The following is a 17,179-nucleotide window of genomic DNA, read 5'->3' as shown; positions in this document are numbered from 1 at the left end:
GACTTAAGCAGGAGACAGAGTCGCAGTTTACCCGCAGATGAGCAGCCTTGCAGGCATCTGAACTTATCAAGGCAGCGGCTGGCGGCGCTGTTCATAACTACGGTTGCGAATACCATACAACATCGCCGGCAGGCCAAAGTCGAAGCAGAAAAATCAGACCGGCGGAACATGCATTGCTTGCGTATAACAGAGGATGTTCCGCCGGTAAAGATTCAATACGTGATGCCGATACGCCGGTACAGAAAGCCCAGCACAAACAAAGGGCCTATCAGCAAAAAACGGATATCATCAAAAAACGATGGTTTTTTGCCCTCGATCTTATGCCCGATGAACTGACCTATCCAGGCGACGATGAAAACGGCAAGAGAAATCTGCCAGATTCTGCCCTGCGGCAGATACTGCAAAACCGCCAGTATCAGCATCGACATCAGCAGCATGCCGAGCGCGAAGCGCAGCGATAAAAAGAAATAGTAAATCAGGCTGGTCATCACGGCGGCATACGCTGCTAGCGGGTGTCCGGCCCAGATCAGACCGAGAAAAGAAAAGACAATCGCCGGTACACAGATGCAATGAATGATTTCATTCGTCGGATGTAAGTGACTTTCGGCATATTTGGTCAGCAAAATATCCACCTGCCGACGCTTGGCGTGGGTTTGGGTTTGTTCCATGTTGTCTCCTGATATTCGTCATATCGCGCACCACACCAGCGAACTTTCTGCTGCGGTAACAATATGCGTTGTCGATTTTTATGTGATATGACCTGTCAGCGTCTGTCGCGCTGTCGGCGTACAGCATCATACTTTGGAAATCTGTTGAATACCAAGAATGGCAGAATTAATGCAACATCATCGCGATCTGTAACGTTGCCTGCTCGGTGGGTAAATTTTTGAATCCGGTCTTTGCAAAACGCAACCAGCGTCCAAGGACAAAACTACACAACAGGCTGGCCCGGACCTGCGCTTCAGTGTCAATCGCGTTGCCCTGACTGGCGGCCAGACGGAAAGACTGCCGGAACGCCATTTCTATCCGTTCTGCCAGTTGATTCATGCGTAATTGCAGGCGCTCATCTTCGTTCACCAGCGCATCGCCAGTCAGTACCCGCGTCATGCCGGGGTTACGTTCTGCAAAATTTAACAGCATTTGTGCAATCGCCTGCACCTGCAACAAGCCATCGTCCTGCTGCTCGCTGATTTGATTAATCAGACCAAAAATGGATGCTTCAATGAATTCGATCAAGCCTTCAAACATCTGCGCTTTGCTGGCGAAATGACGATATAAAGCGGCCTCAGACACCTCCACCTTTGCCGCCAGGGCTGCGGTGGTGATTTTCTCGCCTTTAGGATTTTCCAGCATTGCTGCCAGCGTCTGCAAAATTTGGTGCTTACGCTCGCCCGGTTTGGTACTAGCCATTTTTCTCTGATCTGAATGAAAGGTACAAAAGTACAAAATGCATCGTGTAGATGCATGATCTTGCCTGTTACTGACTCACTACCTGTGAACAGCGGGTGTCAGATTCTATGTGAAACCCGCTGCTCATGTGAAGCAATCTTGCAAACTTTAATTTTTCAAATACTCTTGACAACTGGCTTTTTATACAGCTATCCATTCTTCGTTCAATACTGGCTGATGGTTACCAGAGACGGTTTTAGCTGATGGTCTTATTTACCGTTATAACGATTGTATGCATTCACATATGGCTGCGGATCTGCCTCAACAACATTTTGCACACGAATAGCTTGCAATGCAGCTTTATGTTCAGCATTTGACATCATACCCGTCATCGCCACACGGATCTGATCAATCAGTTCAGCGCCCAGTTTTTTATTCGCCAACATCACCCACGGCGCTGCCTTCTCACCTTCAGCCAGAACAACGTAACCCGCAGCCGCCATTTTAGGCGCAACCGTGGAATCCGATTTCACCACACCGACGTCCGCCAGTTTGTTTTCTAAGGCAAAAGGAATTGTTGCCTGTAATTGTACGTTGTACACATTGCTTGTCTCCGGTTTGAATCCCATACCAGCAAGCAGACGCAATGCCTGACGTGTCACTTCACTGTCCGCAGGTGGCATCGCAAAGCGTAGTTTTTTCAGTTCATCAGGCGACTTAAAATTCTTTTTCAGGCTGGCCGGTCCAACCAGTGTCATCTGACTTTTGATGCCTGAATCAAGGGCAACAACTGGGACAAAACCTAAAGTCTGGATCGCCATTCCGGCAACCGCGTTCGGGCGGGCAATCAGAATATCACCCTGACGTATTGCGTCCGCATCGTACTGACGCAAAGGAGATAGTCCTGTTACCTGTATTTCACGCTTCAGGTAAGTACCAAGAACCGTGGCAAGTTGCTGATATTTTTTCGAACTGTACTCAGATTCGCCGCTGCTGGAAGTACCTTCCTGAACCAGCAGACGCAGCGCAGGACCGGCGGCAGGCGCAGCGATAGAAATAGAATTCAAACTCAAAAAAACACTGAAAATACTCAGAAACAGAATACGAAATATCATCTTTATACAATCAATAAAAATACAGCCGCCTACCGGGTAACACCTGGCAAACGGTTTAAGGAAATGGAACTGGCGGGATGGCGTTGAACGCGGAGGGAATAACGAAGGGGATAAATTAGTTTATCCGGCGACCCACAATTTCCACACGGAAAATTTTAAGGCTGTATTGTAATCGCTTCTTTGTGCACCTGCACAAAATTTAGGCATTTTTTATTTATATAACAGATATAAGCAAACACGCATATTCTTGCAAAATGTAACTAAGAATAGCTATTTATCATCTATAAATGCTAATTTATCGCAGCCTTCTGCACTTCAGTAAGTGCTGCACCGAGCGTAACTGCACATCGATGCAAGCAGCGCGTGGCCGAAGATGGGTAATTTTCCGCTGCTGCGGCGGAATGTATCCGTGCACCCAAACGGTCTGTAAGCCTTCTTTTTTAGCGGCACGCAGATTATCAATGCTGTCTTCAACCAGAATACATTGCGAAGCACGCAGGCGGTTTTTTGCCAGAAATTTACGCAAAAAAGGACGTGATGGTTTAGGCTGCAATTTTCCATGGACACGCATTTCCTCCACCGGAATATGCTGCATGAATTGTCGGTGCAGATTCAGATGCATTAACACCCGGCGGGAATAATGCGCTGGCGCATTCGTCAGCAAAATTTTCTTACCGGGCAGCGCTCGCAAACAACGGGCAAGGCCACGCTGCGAACGGATCATGGATGGCAGATCATGGAAGGTATGCGCATGCTGCAAAAACTCTTCTGCCTGAACGCCATGATGCCTGACCAGCCCCATCATCGTCACACCATAGCGAAGATAATAGTCCAGCCGCAATGCGTTGACAGTCGCCTCATCCGCCGGTTTGCCAGCATCACCCAGCAAACGGGCGATGTAGGCATTCATGTTCAGATTAATCTGCGGAAAGATCGCATGTGAGGCATTGTGCAGGGTGTTGTCCAGATCAAATAGCCAGACCCGCTGCGACGCACGCTGCCTCATGTCTGCAACTGCAAAGACAGACGAAGGATGGTCATCCGGATTAATGACTGCGGATCATGGTACCGAAAGCCTGTTCAGTCAGCACTTCCAGTAACAACGAGTGCTCAATGCGGCCATCAATGATATGCACCGTATTGACGCCAGATTTGGCGGCGTCCAGTGCCGACGAGATCTTCGGTAGCATACCGCCGGAAATGGTGCCATCCGCAAACATCTCATCAATCTCACGCGCCGACAAATCGGTGACCAGATTACCTTGCTTATCCAGCACACCAGGAATGTTGGTCATCATGATCAACTTCTCTGCTTTCAGAATTTCAGCGATCTTGCCTGCCACCAGATCAGCATTGATGTTATATGCCTGACCGTCGTCACCAAAACCGATAGGAGAAATAATCGGAATGAAAGCATCGTCCTGCAAGGCTTTCACAACGGCCGGATTGATTGCATCAATTTCACCGACAAAGCCGATATCCAGCATTTCTCCCGGATTTTCCCTATCCGGCATCATCATTTTGCGGGCACGAATCAGGCCACCGTCTTTACCAGTCAGACCAACAGCCTGACCTCCGTAGTGGTTAATCAGCATCACGATATCTTGCTGAACTTCACCACCAAGCACCCACTCAACGACTTCCATCGTTTCATCATCGGTAATACGCATGCCCTGTATAAAAGTGCCCTGCTTACCCATTTTTTTCAGTGCGTTATCGATTTGCGGACCACCACCATGCACCACCACAGGATTCATGCCGACCAGCTTCAACAAAATCACATCACGTGCAAAACCATGTTTCAGGCGCTCTTCTGTCATCGCGTTACCGCCGTATTTAACGACGATGGTTTTTCCATGAAACTTGCGGATATAAGGCAACGCCTCAGCCAGAATTTCGGCTTTAATCACTGGCTCGACACCGGCTAATTTATCTTCTGCTTCTGCTGCTGGGTTTGCGTTCAAATCGCTCATAATGACGGTATCCTGAAGATCATGAAAGGTTTATTCGGTTATCCCGGATTTTACAGGATTATGCAGGCGAACCGATGGCCAATTCACCCCGAACGCATGACTTTAGCAGCGGATCAATTAATAAAAGGAAATCAGCATGAGCATTTGCCAGCGTTGTCATACAGAATTCACCTGCGCAATGGCTGACAATACCGGGCAGGAGTGTTGGTGTACCGCTCTGCCACCAGTAGATTTCTCTTGTTTTCCGGATGGGAAAATCCCCGCCAATGCCAGTTGTTTATGCCCGATTTGTCTGCCGCAATGGAAAGCGGAAATTGCAGCAGGAAAAAACAAACTTGAATGAATTCAGTTACCATACGCGTTCGAGTAATCAGCCTTCCTGATAGGAATACTGCAATGTCTAACGATACCTCCATCGCTTACAAAGCGGTCAATATCCCAGTCTCGCAACGCATCCGTGAACGGATACAGGCGAGCAAAACACGCTTCCACGCCAACGATAACATCGCCCGTTTTATTGAGCCTGGCGAACTTGCCGAATTGCAGGCAGAAGTCGAAGAAAAAATGCGTGCGGTCTTGCAAAGCCTGGTGATCGATACGGAAAGCGATCACAACACGCAAGATACTGGTCGTCGCGTCGCTAAGATGTTCATCAACGAAGTCTTCGGCGGTCGCTATGTCCCTATGCCTTCGGTGACTGAATTTCCGAATGCGTCACATCTGAATGAGCTGATGATCATCGGCCCGATTACCGTGCGCAGCGCATGCTCTCATCATCTGTGTCCGATCATGGGGAAAGTATGGATTGGTGTGATGCCGAATGAGCATTCCAATCTGATCGGTTTATCCAAATATGCGCGGATTGCGGAATGGATCATGAGTCGCCCGCAGATACAGGAAGAAGCTGTCGTACAACTGGCAGATGCGCTGCAAGAAAAAATGCAGCCGGATGGCCTTGCCGTCGTCATGGAAGCCGATCATTTCTGCATGCACTGGCGCGGTGTGAAAGATACCGAAGCAAAGATGATTAACAGCGTCATGCACGGATCGTTTTTGAAAGACCCGAATCTGCGCCGCGAATTTTTATCCCTCATTAAACGTTAATCCAGACAGGAAAGATCATGTTAGTCCGCCTGCTATATGCCAGCCGTGCCGTTGATGAAAAAACTTGCGATACCGTCCAACTGATTATGCAGCAATCACGTCTGCATAATCCGGCGAATGGCATCACTGGTGTACTGTGCCATACTGACCAAGTGTTCATGCAAGTACTGGAAGGCGGGCGTGAGGCGGTCAACACGTTGTACGGTCATATCTTGCGCGACCCGCGCCATAAAGATGTGATGCTGCTTGATTACGAAGAAATCACAGAACGCCGCTATGCCTGCTGGACTATGGGACAGGCCAACATGAGCAAAATTAACCCATCTATTCTGCTGAAATACTCACCGTTGCCGGTGTTAGATCCACATGGGATGTCCGGGAAAATGCTGCTGTCACTGATAGACGAATTAATGGCGACGGCATCGATCGTCGGGCGCACCTGACATCATCTCAGGAAATATCGCAAATAAATACGGGAAAGCCGGTAAGCACTGAACCGCCGTGCTTACCTGCTTTTTTTATTTGTCAGTTGCTACTGTTGCTACCGGCATTAACAACAGCTTCCGGTACAGGCGCATCAATCGCAGCGCAAACACCGCGCAATAAATCAGCAACCGGCGCTTCGATGTGGACATCCGGTGCACGTGCTGCAGCAGCAAGCATCGCACGTATCAGGAAGGGTTTGGCGAGTGGCGCCAACTGATGTATTTTTTCCAGTGCTTGCCTGACGTCAAAAAAATCTGAAGAGGCCGTTGCCATCAAGTCTGTAGCATTGAATTCCAACTCGGGCAAAATAGCAGCAGCGCGCATAAATGCGGCCTCCGCGATATTTTGCTGAGTATGGCTGTGCGCCACCAGAGATAATAATAAACAGACCTCTGAACGCAACGCTGCGACATTCGCGTAGCGCACGGGAACCGAACGCCCGGCCTGCGGCCCAAGGCGGCGCTCTAACACAGCCAGCACGACAAATTCGGATTGCGTCATGCGCTGATCAGCGGCAATCAACTTGGCTGCCACTGACAACAACTGCGCTCTTTCCGGCGTTGTCAGCAGTTTTAAAGCCGGCATTGCCAGATCCAGCAAAGGCAAGCGAACGCTGTTCTTCATCGCTTCGATTTCAAGCAGATATTGTTGCGCCAGATTTGCCTGAGAATTTGCTACCTGACTGATCAGGTTCTGTTGCACAACGAAGGCTTCAGGCTGATTGCGATCGAGCAGCAATGCATACACGAGGGCGCAAGCAGATTGCGTATCACGTGCGGCCTGCAGCAGCACAGGGCTGAAGCTCATCTTACGCCGTTCGTCAGTCTGCGCAGAAACGATGCCCGGTTGCTGAGCGCTATTCATATTTATCGCTGAGTGTGGCGGAATCGCCGCCTGCCGCATCGCCTCGACGTTACGTGAGCCAAAGCCATACACACCCTCTGGTAACTCTTTCTGCGCCGCAGTATCCTCTGACATCACACTGGCATCAAGAAATGCCACGTTTCTGCCATAAACACGTTTTAAACGCTCTTCCAGCGGCGGATGCGTTGCAAACAAACCGGACAACAATTGTGGCCGGGCAGCACCAAGAAATAAATGGGACAGTTGTTCCGCGTGCGGGTTATCAATGCGCGAACCACAATGATTGACCGCAGTCAACCCGCCGATCTTACGCAAGGCGCCGCCTATCCCATCGGGATTGCGCGTGAATTGCACTGCACTCGCATCGGCCAGAAATTCACGCTGACGCGACACAGCAGATTTAATCAGGCGACCAAAAAAAATACCGACGTAACCGATTACAAACAGTGCAGCGCCAACCGCCAGCATGATGATTTGCAGCGGCGGGCCTTTATCGTCGCGACTGCGAGAACTGCCGAAACGCGTGCCCCAATAGAGTAATTCCTGTCCCAGGCCAGCGATCATCTGTATGCCGAATAAGATCCCGATCAGCTTGATATTCATGCGCATATCGCCATTCAGAATATGGCTGAATTCATGCCCTATCACACCTTGCAACTCATCTCTGCTGAGTCGGGATAAGGTTCCCTGCGTCACAGCAACTACCGCTTCATTCTGGTGATAGCCAGCGGCAAAAGCGTTGATCGCGTCTTCGTTATCCAGAATGTACACACGCGGGCAGGCGATACCCGATGCCAAGGCCATCTCTTCAACGATGTTCAGTAAGCGACGCTCCCACACATCGGTCGACGACGGCATAACCAATCTGCCGCCAGCCATTTTGGCAACCGCATCACCTCCGTCGCGCAGGCGCCAGGTTTCAAACAAGGTTCCCCCAGCAATAAACAGCAAGGTCACAAAGGTATTGACGAGAAAAAATCCGCGTGGATATGCCGGAGCAACCGAGCCGTGCGCTCCGCCAAAACCCCAGGACCAGATCAGCGCCAGACTGACATTAACAGTAATGACTATGGCAATCACCGCCAACAGAAACAGAAACAATAATTTTCTGGTCTGGCGGTGTGCCTGATCCTGCTGCTCAAAAAAATCCATATCCGTTGCGAGCCGGGCGATATGAAATCAAAAAGAAACTTTGACCGCTTTACGCTCTTCAGCGGATTCGGTTGCCTGCAATAATTCGCCGGCTTTAAAGCCGAAAGAATTCGCAATCACTGAACCGGGGAACTGCTCTATGCCGGTGTTGTATTGCATGACGCTATCGTTGTAAGCCTGACGGGCGAACGCAATTTTATTTTCTGTGCTGGTCAGCTCTTCGGTCAGTTGTATCATGTTCTCATTCGCTTTGAGATCAGGATAGGCTTCAGACAGGGCAAACATTTTTCCGAGCGAGGCAGTCAGCGTCCCTTCCGCTGCAGCGAGTTGCTGTACCGATGCGGCATCTGATGGATCCACCACCGCTTTACTGTTTGCAGTCACTGCCTGGTTCCGCGCTGCAATCACGGCTTCCAGCGTCTCCCGCTCATGCTTCATATAGCCTTTAGCGACTTCGACCAGATTCGGGATCAGATCATAGCGGCGCTTCAGTTGCACATCGATCTGAGCGAACGCATTTTTAAAGCGGTTACGCAAGCTGACCAGACGGTTATACACACCGATAACCCAGAATACGATAACCGCAATAATGACCAACAGAACGAGTAAAGCAATCATAATTTCTCCGGATAAAAATAAAAAACCAGCGAAAATTCGCCGGTTTGTTTCACTTAATTATTGGTTTCTGTCTTTTCCGTCTTATTCGGCTGAACTGTCATCGCTTTGAGTTCTTCTTCACTGATGTATTCCAGCACCTTCACGACTTTACGGACACCGCCGACGCTGGCCGCAACCTCAGCGGCCTGATTGCCTTCACGCTGCGTAACACGCCCCAGCAGATAGACAACGCTCCCCTCGGTAACGACCTTAAACGCATTCGCATACAAATCTTTAGTGTCAACCAGAGACGCTTTTACTTTGGTCGTAATCAGCGCATCGTTTGAACGTGCGGAGAAATTGGAAATACCGGATATCTGAATTTCATTCATCACAGATAAAACACCTTCCACCCCACGCAACTCACGCTCTGCAGCAGCTTTGGTTTGCTCATCGGCGACTTCACCCGTCAGCAACACACGGCGATTAAAAGAATTCACATTCACATGCGCAGTATCCCCAAGAGATCTGGCAAGACGAGTTTCGCCTTTGATGACGATCGCTTTATCTTCAGTCTGTGCGCCGAATGTACGACGATCACTTGCGGCAAAAGTCCCCATCACCGCGCTGCCAACGACCAGTTCGACGCATCCCTGCAGGCTCATCGCCGCTGCACAGCACAGACTGACAGTGGCAAGAGTACGGCTCAATCCGTTCCAGTTTTTTTTAATCATCTGCATCACCTCCAAATAGCGCGGCATCAATGCCATCGCAAATACAATGTATCGTTAACAAATGCACTTCCTGAATCCGCGCTGTACGGTCATGCGGAACACAGATATGTACATCCGCTTCGCTTAACAACTTCTTAATTTCACCACCGCCTTTTCCGGTAAAGGCAACGATACGCATATCGCGCTCAAGAGCAGCATTGATTGCATTCACCACACTGGCTGAATTACCGGAAGTCGAAATCGCCAGCAAAATATCACCGGACTGACCAAACGCCTGCACCTGCTTAGAAAATACTTCCTGAAAGCTGTAATCATTCGCCACCGCAGTCATGATGGAGGTATCTGTCGTCAGCGCCATCGCCGGTAAAGGCAAACGTTCACGTTCAAACCGCCCAACTAACTCGGCCGCAAAATGCTGACAATCTGCAGCCGAACCGCCATTGCCGCATGCCAGGATTTTGTTACCGTTAGACAGTGCCAGAAACATGAGTTCCACTGCCTGTGAAATAGGCACGGCCAGTTCGTTGGCAGCCTGGATTTTTAATTCAGCACTTTCTTGAAAGTGCGCCAAGATACGTTGGTTTAGTTGGTTTGTCATAGTGTGTCAGATTATAAGGCAGGGACTAGCCTAGAATTACGTTTTGTAACCAATGGATTTTACCCGCATCAATCGCAACGACATCGAAACGACATGCAGGTTGCCCACCCTGTTGAAGCAGAAAAACCTGGGCAGCATGCCACATTTTCTTTTGCTTGGCAGGAGTCACGCTGGCAAGGGCTCCGCCAAATTGCATGGAAGTACGCGTTCTTACTTCAATAAATACCAGACTGTCGCCATCGCGCATAATGAGATCAATCTCGCCGCCTTTACACAAAAAATTTTTTTGTATCAAACACAGGCCAGCTTGCTCCAGATAGTGCAGCGCCTGTAATTCACCTTCATCGCCAGCACGGCGACGACTGGTACGTTTGTCTTCGTTTGCATCTGACAGCGTCGGCGTACGTCTCATTGTCGTACAATCTGGTTTTGATTAAATTGGAATGAACAGGTATGACTAGCACAGAATCCACACTGTTCACGAGCAACACCATTATTGAAGCCGTCACCCGACAACAATATCCGGCTGGCACATTATATGTAGTCGCGACACCGATTGGAAATATCGCCGATATTTCTTTACGAGCCTTGCATCTGCTTTCTCTGGTCGATGCGGTTGCCTGCGAAGACACCCGGAATACGGCGCAATTATTTTCGCGCTATGGTATCAATAAACCACTGATTGCAGCACATCAGCATAACGAGCGCGAAGTCGCAGAAAAAATTCTGACGCGCCTGCAAGCGGGCGAACGTATTGCGCTGGTGTCTGACGCCGGTACGCCGGGGATTTCTGATCCTGGTGCAAAAATCGTTGAAGTGCTGAAGCAATCCGGTATTCATGTCACGCCATTACCCGGGGCGTCTGCCGCTATCAGTGCTTTATCCGCCAGCGGGCTCTTGCATGAGCGCTTTTATTTCGTCGGCTTTTTACCGGCAAAAGCAGGACAACGCGACAGCATGCTGCACAAGCTTGAAAGTACTGATGCAACGCTGATTTTTTACGAAGCCCCGCATCGTATTACTGACACTGTTCAGGCGATGCTCGCTGTGTTTGGCGGTGAGAGACAGGTCGTGCTGGCGCGCGAACTCACCAAATTGTTTGAAGAAATCCACCGCTGTTCGCTGAGCGATGCGCCAGCCTGGCTGAGTGCCGATAGCCACCGCGAAAAAGGCGAGTATGTAATCTTGGTCGATGCCAAGCCAGTCGCGGAAGGAAACGACGATAGCGAAGCGCGCCGCGTGCTCAGTATTTTGCTGGAAGAATGTTCAGTCAAACAGGCAGCAGGATTGGCGGCGCAGCTGACTGGTCTGAAAAAAAATGCCCTGTATCAGCTTGCGCTGGAAATGAAAGCCGAAGACTAACGCTGCACAACCAGCGGGCGTCCGACACCCAGATCGCCTGCTTGTGCAATCGCCGACATTGCCTCGGAACGGCTACTGAAAGGGCCGCTGACAAGGCGATATAAACTTCCTTGCTGCACAATATCAAAGCCCGGCAAGCGGTTCTCGATTCGGTTTTTCAGATGTGCCATGATGGATTCAGCATTTGAACGGATTGCGTAAGCACCAAATTGCAGGTAATAACCGCCACTCGCCTGCACAGGCGGGTTCAGCTTTTCTACAGGGCGACTATCCTGCGCAGCCAGCAGTTCTTCCATCGTCATCTGATTGCTTGCCGGCGCAGAAACCGCCTGAACCACGGCGGCAGGTCTGGCGACATTGTCGTTACTTGCAGTAGCCACCGCCGTCGTCTGAGGCTGATTTTTACGATTCTCCGCCATACGCTCAATGTCTGCTGGAAGTAAGCGCTCGACTTCAATCTGGCTGCTTCCTTTACCAAGAATGTCCAGTTTCAATGCGGCCGTATATGATAAATCGACAATGCGGCTTGAATGAAATGGTCCACGATCATTGATGCGCACAATAATCTGCTTACCATTCGACAGGTTAGTTACTCTGGCATAAGACGGGATGGGCAAGGTAGGATGCGCCGCCGTAATTTTGTACATATCGTACAGTTCACCGGAAGACGTTTTCTGTCCGTGAAATTTTTTACCGTACCAACTGCCCACACCGCGCTGCACATAAGGCGTGGTCGTGTCGGTAATCGGTGTATAGGTCTTGCCAAAAACTACGTAGGGCCGGTTAGCTCCCCTGGCAAAATCTTCAACGACAGGAATCGGGTCTACCGTAAACTCCAATCCTTCCGGTGGATTATCGCCAGGGCCATCGTCTTTGTAATATCCGCCTTTACCTGAGTTGGCTTTTGGCAGAGCGGGAGCGGTCGTTGTGGCAGACTTATTGGTTGATGCAGGGCGGGGATGATCAGCAATGATGATGGGCTGCTTAGGCGCAGTGCCGCAAGCGACTAACAATACAGATGATGCCGACGCCAGCAGCAAAGCTGGTCGTCTGAAATTGACTGACTGAGAAAAAAAAATTTTCATGTCTGCACCAGCTTACGATTACGCTGCACACTCATCATAATTCCTGCCGCCATTCCCAAGGTCACCAATGCGGTGCCGCCGTAACTGAGAAAAGGTAAAGGAACGCCGACTACCGGCAAAATTCCACTCACCATGCCCATATTCACGAATGAATAAGTAAAGAATATCATAGACACGGAACCGGCCATCAAACGGGAGAACATCGTTGGGGCATTCGCAGCGATCATCAGGCAGCGGACGATCAGCAAAAAATACAAGCTAACCAGAATAGCATTGCCGATAAAGCCGAATTCTTCTGAAAAAACGGCAAAGATAAAATCGGTTGTGCGTTCAGGAATAAATTCCAAATGCGCTTGTGTTCCCTTGAGCAAACCTTTACCCGTCACGCCTCCGGAACCAACCGCAATCGTCGATTGAATGATATGAAAGCCCTTACCTAACGGATCCCGCGTCGGGTCCAGCATAGTCAGCACCCGGTCTTTTTGGTAATCATGTAACAGGTATGGCCAGATCACTGTCGGCGTCACCACGGCGATAAAAGCGACGATCGATAATAAAACTTTCCAAGACAAACCTGCCAGAAAAATCACAGTAAATCCGGCCGCCACCACCAATAATGCGGTACCCAGATCTGGTTGTCTTGCAATCAGGCCGACCGGCACACCGAGTATGACTGTCGCGATGACAAAATCCTTGAAATGCAATGCGCCTTCTTTTTTCTGGAAATACCAGGCAAGCATCAGCGGTGTCGCAATTTTCATCATTTCTGAAGGCTGCATGTCTATACCTATATGCAACCAGCGGCGCGAGCCTTTTTTTACCAGGCCAAATACAGCGACCGCAATCAGCAAAGCCACACCAAAGCTATAAATCGGAATCGCAAACCGCATCAGCGTGCGGGGTGGAATATTCGCCACTATCCACATAATGACAAATGACACGACGATATTGCGCAACTGATCTTCAAGCCTGCCAGGGAAATCAATCCCGGCAGAATACAGTGTCACCACTCCGCAAGATAAAATCAGAAAAATGATGATTGCCAACGGCGCATCAAACACCATGATGCGAGAACGCAAGGAACGCCAGTAGACACCGAAATTATGCATGATCAGTCCTTATTCCCAGTTGTTTCACCACCAGGTTTCGGGCCCGGGGCTGGCTCTGGCGGATTTTTTACTTCAGCATCAGAGCGGTACAAAGCCATGTCACTTTGCGCTTTCGGTACCGGCACAGGAAGCTCTTTGTTTTCCTTAACTTCAGGGCGTTTTCCCAGCAAATAATAATCCAGCGCCTTACGTACAATCGGTGCAGCCGCCTCCGAGCCGAAACCACCATTCTCTACGATAATTGCCAATGCAATTTTAGGTTGATCGGCGGGCGCGAAGGCGGTGTACAAAGAGTGATCCAGATGTCTGACCGCCATCCGTTTAGCATCGTACTTTTCATTTTTCTTGATACTGATGACCTGCGCTGTTCCGGTTTTACCGCCGGATACATATTCTGCATTCGCGAATACGCGCGCAGAAGTTCCCTCTTTCACCACCCCGACCATCGCATTTTTAATGAAATCGATGTTTTCCTGTTTCAATGGAATACGGAAACTTTCTTTTGGCACCGTTAGCGTGCGGGCACGGGTTTGCGGATCTTCCGTCATCTTCACCAGATGCGGCTTCATCACTACGCCGTTATTGGCCAGCGTTGCAATTGCATGCGCCATCTGTAATGGCGTAAAAGTATTTTGCCCTTGTCCTATGCCCAGTGAAATCGTGTCACCCGGTATCCAGCGTTGCTGTGCAGGCTTCTTGAATGCTGTGCGTTTCCAGGCGGTCGACGGCAGCAAACCAGTACGCTCATGTTCAAGATCAATACCCGTTTTTTGACCAAATCCAAACGGTTTCATAAAATCATGCATCGCATCGACACCCATGTCATTGGCCAGCATGTAGTAATACGTATCGCACGATTGCACGATCGATCGATACATATCCACCATGCCGTGACCACCGGGTTTATCGTCTTTGAAAATGTGATTACCGAATGCAAAAAAACCGGGATCGGCAATCGCCTGCGTTGCGGTCCGTTTGCCCAGCTCCAATGCCGCCAGCGCCATAAACGGCTTATAGGTCGAGCCGGGTGGATACGCTCCGGTCAGTGGCCGGTTTAACAGCGGCTTGTCTTCAGAAGTATTAAGCTCATTCCAGCTTTGCTGATCGATTCCTTCGACAAATAAATTCGGATCATAGGTGGGTTTGGATACGAATGCCAATACGTCACCAGTCGCCGGTTCAATCGCGACCAGCGCACCACGACGATCACCAAATGCTTCTTCAATGACTTTCTGCAGCTCAATATCGACCGACAAAATCAGGTTCTTACCGGACGTCGGCGGCGTGCGCGATAAGGTGCGCACGGCACGACCACCGGCGGATACTTCCACCTCTTCAAACCCGGTACTTCCATGCAAAATCTTTTCGTAGCTTTTTTCCAGTCCTTCCTTGCCGATATAGTCCGTCCCGTTATAGTTCGCGCTGTCCTCCATATCATCGATAATTTCAGCATCTTTTGTGCTGATACGACCAATGTAGCCAATCACATGCGAAGCCACATCGCCCTGAGGATATTGGCGGAATAAGCGGGCTTGTATATCGACTCCGGGAAAGCGAAAGCGTTGTGCAGTAAACCGGGCAACTTCTTCATCGGTTAAACGGGTACGGATAGGAACACTTTCAAAGCTCTTGGAATCTTCCAGCAATTTGCGGAAACGCTTGCGATGCTTAGGCTGAATATCGACCAAATCCGCCAGCTCATCAATCAGCACATCCATGTCCTGATTGATCTTGGAAGCAGTGATCTCCAACGTATAGGCTGAATAATTTCTGGCGAGAATGACGCCATTTCTGTCCAGGATCAGACCACGGTTAGGTACCACCGGAACAACGTCAATGCGGTTTTCATCCGCCAGTAAAACGTAATCGTCATGCTTGACTATCTGTAACCAGACAAAACGTGTGACCAACGCGGAAAAACAGGCGAGCACAAATATGCCGAGGAAAATCAGCCGCAGGCGAAAAAGATAAAGCTCGCGCTCGGTGTTCTTTAGTTCAGTCATGATTTCTTAAATTTACTCAGCAACATGCGGCACACTGTTGACGCACGTCCGCAGCGGTTCAGATAGGACGATTATGGTCTTTATCGATGGCACGTCGTTGTGGCGCCAGCAAAATCAGTGTTGCTACCGGCCACAATAATGTCGTCACCAGACTCTGAGAGAAATACAACCAGCCCGGAAAATGCGCCTCAGGTGCGATCAACAGGCGGACGCCCGTCTGCAATCCTTGTACAAACAGGAATAACGGAAATACATGCAGGCACTGAGTCACAGGATGAAACCACAATACGCGCCGGTGTATGGTGATCGCAAAATACGACAACAAGGTATATGCCAGCGCGTTTTCACCAAGATAAATCGCATCATGCACATCCATCACCAGACCCATCGCAAAAGCGACACCTATGCCAACCTTGAGCGGCTGATGAATACTCCAGAAAACCAATACCAGGGCAACGAAGTCCGGCACGCCAGCCATGCCACCCCAAGGTAAAAAATTCAGAAAAAAAGCAGCAATAAAACTGAACGCAATAAACAGCGAATTAACTGGCAACAAAATGTAATGGGGCTGATTCATTTTGTGGCATCCTTTTTATCTTCAGGTTTCACTTCCTTTACCGCGTCTTTCATGTCGGTCTGCGTGGTTGCCTGATGATCGACCGGTTTCACATCACTTCCCGGCGGTGCAGTGTCACGCGTTACTTTACGATTGAATTTTTCTTTTTTCGCCCGCACATCTTCAGTGTCAGGGCGCGGCAGATTGGTCGTCGATACCTGCAAAATCAACAATTGCTTATTCTTGTCTATGCCAGCGACCGGAGCACATAAAATGTTTTCCAGAGTGGTCGTCGCCTTATTTTCGACTTGCACGACGTTCGCTACCGCCAGTCCGGCGGGATAAATACCATCGATACCTGAGGTCACAAGCTGATCACCCACTTTGACATCTGCATTCGAGGTCAGGCGCATATCAAGGTAGGATGACTTGCCGCGTCCATACGCCACACTGCGCAAACCATTTCTGAGTATCTGCACCGGAATCGCCTGATTTTTATCGGACAACAACGTCACTTCAGCCGTGAATGGAAAAACTCTCGTGACCTGACCAACGACACCAAGATCATCGATCACCGGTTGCCCCAGCGCGACGCCATCTTTGATACCTCGGTCAACAATAACTTTTTTGGTCGAGGCATCGCGCGCATCATAAATAATTTCAGCAAGAACTGATTTCACCGGCAAACGTTCACGTGCACCAAGCAGGTTACGCAAGTGATTATTTTCCGACTGGAGCTGAGCAGTTTTCTGCAAAGAATCTGCATTGATAATTTGCTGGCGTTTCAGGCGGGAATTCTCTTTTTCGAGATCTGTCTGCGTCACAAAATAATGTGACACCTGCCGCGCAATGTCGGCAGGAATCACTGCCATCATTTGTGCTGGGTACAACACCGTTCCTAATACCTGGCGGGCAAACGTTAAGGTATTCAGACGGGAATCAACGACCAGCAGGAAAACCGCAAAAACGGTAAAAAAAACGGCTCTGACACGTGCAGATGCACCTTGTTTAAAGAGGGGTGGCGGACTGTAATCCATACTATATCAATCGTC

The 17,179-nt window shown here is 49.6% G+C and carries 19 protein-coding genes; 4 read left to right on the top strand and 15 right to left on the bottom strand.

Annotated elements, in window-relative coordinates:
* Positions 1 to 212 precede the first annotated feature (212 nt).
* From H8K29_RS11105 to argB, 5 genes are all read right to left on the bottom strand, one after another.
* Positions 213 to 668 (bottom strand): DUF962 domain-containing protein, encoded by a 456-nt coding sequence (locus tag H8K29_RS11105; RefSeq protein WP_186897648.1) that lies wholly within the window; start codon positions 666 to 668, stop codon positions 213 to 215.
* 166 nt (positions 669 to 834) lie between these two features.
* Entirely contained in the window at positions 835 to 1,410 is a 576-nt protein-coding gene (gene slmA, locus H8K29_RS11100; RefSeq protein ID WP_186884370.1) for a nucleoid occlusion factor SlmA, read from the bottom strand.
* 248 nt (positions 1,411 to 1,658) lie between these two features.
* Complete coding sequence (locus tag H8K29_RS11095) at positions 1,659 to 2,462, bottom strand: PhnD/SsuA/transferrin family substrate-binding protein (RefSeq protein WP_186897647.1); 804 nt, start codon at positions 2,460 to 2,462, stop codon at positions 1,659 to 1,661.
* A 337-nt stretch (positions 2,463 to 2,799) separates the two neighbouring features.
* Complete coding sequence (locus H8K29_RS11090; protein WP_186897646.1) at positions 2,800 to 3,510, bottom strand: pyrimidine 5'-nucleotidase; 711 nt, start codon at positions 3,508 to 3,510, stop codon at positions 2,800 to 2,802.
* A gap of 40 nt (positions 3,511 to 3,550) precedes the next feature.
* The gene (gene argB, locus H8K29_RS11085) at positions 3,551 to 4,477 is read right to left on the bottom strand and encodes an acetylglutamate kinase (protein ID WP_223827036.1); all 927 of its coding nucleotides are present in this window, start codon (positions 4,475 to 4,477) and stop codon (positions 3,551 to 3,553) included.
* A 136-nt stretch (positions 4,478 to 4,613) separates the two neighbouring features.
* On the opposite strand from argB, the gene H8K29_RS18210 reads away from it, so the two are divergent.
* From H8K29_RS18210 to H8K29_RS11075, 3 genes are read left to right on the top strand one after another with little or no spacing between them, the layout of a single operon-like run.
* A complete protein-coding gene (locus H8K29_RS18210; RefSeq protein WP_186884367.1) occupies positions 4,614 to 4,820 on the top strand; it encodes a cysteine-rich CWC family protein in 207 nt (68 codons plus the stop codon).
* Positions 4,821 to 4,873: 53 nt separating this feature from the next.
* A complete protein-coding gene (gene folE / locus H8K29_RS11080; protein ID WP_186897645.1) occupies positions 4,874 to 5,581 on the top strand; it encodes a GTP cyclohydrolase I in 708 nt (235 codons plus the stop codon).
* 17 nt (positions 5,582 to 5,598) lie between these two features.
* Complete coding sequence (locus H8K29_RS11075; protein ID WP_186884365.1) at positions 5,599 to 6,024, top strand: BLUF domain-containing protein; 426 nt, start codon at positions 5,599 to 5,601, stop codon at positions 6,022 to 6,024.
* Positions 6,025 to 6,106: 82 nt separating this feature from the next.
* Here the strand turns inward: H8K29_RS11075 and H8K29_RS11070 are convergent, their stop codons facing one another.
* Genes H8K29_RS11070 through H8K29_RS11050 form a run of 5 tightly spaced genes read right to left on the bottom strand, consistent with a single transcriptional unit; the run spans position 6,107 to position 10,424 of the window.
* Positions 6,107 to 8,083, bottom strand: coding sequence for a M48 family metallopeptidase (locus H8K29_RS11070; RefSeq protein WP_186897644.1), 1,977 nt, complete (start codon positions 8,081 to 8,083; stop codon positions 6,107 to 6,109).
* Between the two features lie 27 nt (positions 8,084 to 8,110).
* Positions 8,111 to 8,701, bottom strand: coding sequence for a LemA family protein (locus H8K29_RS11065; RefSeq protein WP_186897643.1), 591 nt, complete (start codon positions 8,699 to 8,701; stop codon positions 8,111 to 8,113).
* A gap of 53 nt (positions 8,702 to 8,754) precedes the next feature.
* On the bottom strand, positions 8,755 to 9,420 hold the full coding sequence (locus tag H8K29_RS11060; protein WP_186884362.1) for a BON domain-containing protein: 666 nt from the start codon (positions 9,418 to 9,420) through the stop codon (positions 8,755 to 8,757).
* Positions 9,407 to 10,012, bottom strand: coding sequence for a phosphoheptose isomerase (locus H8K29_RS11055; protein WP_186884361.1), 606 nt, complete (start codon positions 10,010 to 10,012; stop codon positions 9,407 to 9,409). Before H8K29_RS11055 ends, H8K29_RS11060 begins: the two co-directional genes overlap by 14 nt.
* Positions 10,013 to 10,037: 25 nt before the next feature.
* Positions 10,038 to 10,424, bottom strand: coding sequence for a YraN family protein (locus H8K29_RS11050; protein ID WP_186897642.1), 387 nt, complete (start codon positions 10,422 to 10,424; stop codon positions 10,038 to 10,040).
* Between the two features lie 41 nt (positions 10,425 to 10,465).
* On the opposite strand from H8K29_RS11050, the gene rsmI reads away from it, so the two are divergent.
* Positions 10,466 to 11,374, top strand: a complete 909-nt coding sequence (rsmI, locus tag H8K29_RS11045; protein ID WP_186897641.1) for a 16S rRNA (cytidine(1402)-2'-O)-methyltransferase — start codon at positions 10,466 to 10,468, stop codon at positions 11,372 to 11,374.
* On the opposite strand, the gene H8K29_RS11040 is transcribed toward rsmI, so the two are convergent.
* Genes H8K29_RS11040 through mreC form a run of 5 tightly spaced genes read right to left on the bottom strand, consistent with a single transcriptional unit; the run spans position 11,371 to position 17,164 of the window.
* Complete coding sequence (locus H8K29_RS11040; protein ID WP_186897640.1) at positions 11,371 to 12,459, bottom strand: septal ring lytic transglycosylase RlpA family protein; 1,089 nt, start codon at positions 12,457 to 12,459, stop codon at positions 11,371 to 11,373. The genes rsmI and H8K29_RS11040 overlap by 4 nt on opposite strands.
* Complete coding sequence (gene rodA / locus H8K29_RS11035; protein WP_186884357.1) at positions 12,456 to 13,568, bottom strand: rod shape-determining protein RodA; 1,113 nt, start codon at positions 13,566 to 13,568, stop codon at positions 12,456 to 12,458. The genes H8K29_RS11040 and rodA overlap by 4 nt, the downstream gene beginning before the upstream one ends.
* A 2-nt stretch (positions 13,569 to 13,570) precedes the next feature.
* A complete protein-coding gene (mrdA, locus tag H8K29_RS11030) occupies positions 13,571 to 15,571 on the bottom strand; it encodes a penicillin-binding protein 2 (protein ID WP_186897639.1) in 2,001 nt (666 codons plus the stop codon).
* Positions 15,572 to 15,629: 58 nt separating this feature from the next.
* The gene (gene mreD / locus H8K29_RS11025) at positions 15,630 to 16,148 is read right to left on the bottom strand and encodes a rod shape-determining protein MreD (RefSeq protein WP_186897638.1); all 519 of its coding nucleotides are present in this window, start codon (positions 16,146 to 16,148) and stop codon (positions 15,630 to 15,632) included.
* A complete protein-coding gene (gene mreC, locus H8K29_RS11020) occupies positions 16,145 to 17,164 on the bottom strand; it encodes a rod shape-determining protein MreC (RefSeq protein WP_186897637.1) in 1,020 nt (339 codons plus the stop codon). The genes mreD and mreC overlap by 4 nt, the downstream gene beginning before the upstream one ends.
* Between the last annotated feature and the right edge of the window lie 15 nt (positions 17,165 to 17,179).

The organism is Undibacterium sp. CY21W (assembly GCF_014284265.1).
GTDB classification, from domain to species: Bacteria; Pseudomonadota; Gammaproteobacteria; order Burkholderiales; family Burkholderiaceae_D; genus Undibacterium; species Undibacterium aquatile.
The sequence above is the reverse complement of the archived record's forward strand: the minus strand, read 5'-3'. Positions and strand labels throughout refer to the sequence as shown.

Bases quoted from the DNA above. Each gene is read 5' to 3' on its own strand.
- rsmI (WP_186897641.1), top strand. From the start codon at position 10,466: ATGACTAGCACAGAATCCACACTGTTCACGAGCAACACCATTATTGAA.
- argB (WP_223827036.1), bottom strand. From the start codon at position 4,477: ATGAGCGATTTGAACGCAAACCCAGCAGCAGAAGCAGAAGATAAATTA.
- H8K29_RS11105 (WP_186897648.1), bottom strand. From the start codon at position 668: ATGGAACAAACCCAAACCCACGCCAAGCGTCGGCAGGTGGATATTTTG.
- H8K29_RS11060 (WP_186884362.1), bottom strand. From the start codon at position 9,420: ATGCAGATGATTAAAAAAAACTGGAACGGATTGAGCCGTACTCTTGCC.
- mrdA (WP_186897639.1), bottom strand. From the start codon at position 15,571: ATGACTGAACTAAAGAACACCGAGCGCGAGCTTTATCTTTTTCGCCTG.
- mreD (WP_186897638.1), bottom strand. From the start codon at position 16,148: ATGAATCAGCCCCATTACATTTTGTTGCCAGTTAATTCGCTGTTTATT.
- H8K29_RS11055 (WP_186884361.1), bottom strand. From the start codon at position 10,012: ATGACAAACCAACTAAACCAACGTATCTTGGCGCACTTTCAAGAAAGT.
- H8K29_RS18210 (WP_186884367.1), top strand. From the start codon at position 4,614: ATGAGCATTTGCCAGCGTTGTCATACAGAATTCACCTGCGCAATGGCT.
- H8K29_RS11040 (WP_186897640.1), bottom strand. From the start codon at position 12,459: ATGAAAATTTTTTTTTCTCAGTCAGTCAATTTCAGACGACCAGCTTTG.
- slmA (WP_186884370.1), bottom strand. From the start codon at position 1,410: ATGGCTAGTACCAAACCGGGCGAGCGTAAGCACCAAATTTTGCAGACG.
- H8K29_RS11065 (WP_186897643.1), bottom strand. From the start codon at position 8,701: ATGATTGCTTTACTCGTTCTGTTGGTCATTATTGCGGTTATCGTATTC.
- H8K29_RS11090 (WP_186897646.1), bottom strand. From the start codon at position 3,510: ATGAGGCAGCGTGCGTCGCAGCGGGTCTGGCTATTTGATCTGGACAAC.
- H8K29_RS11075 (WP_186884365.1), top strand. From the start codon at position 5,599: ATGTTAGTCCGCCTGCTATATGCCAGCCGTGCCGTTGATGAAAAAACT.
- H8K29_RS11050 (WP_186897642.1), bottom strand. From the start codon at position 10,424: ATGAGACGTACGCCGACGCTGTCAGATGCAAACGAAGACAAACGTACC.
- folE (WP_186897645.1), top strand. From the start codon at position 4,874: ATGTCTAACGATACCTCCATCGCTTACAAAGCGGTCAATATCCCAGTC.
- rodA (WP_186884357.1), bottom strand. From the start codon at position 13,568: ATGCATAATTTCGGTGTCTACTGGCGTTCCTTGCGTTCTCGCATCATG.
- mreC (WP_186897637.1), bottom strand. From the start codon at position 17,164: ATGGATTACAGTCCGCCACCCCTCTTTAAACAAGGTGCATCTGCACGT.
- H8K29_RS11070 (WP_186897644.1), bottom strand. From the start codon at position 8,083: ATGGATTTTTTTGAGCAGCAGGATCAGGCACACCGCCAGACCAGAAAA.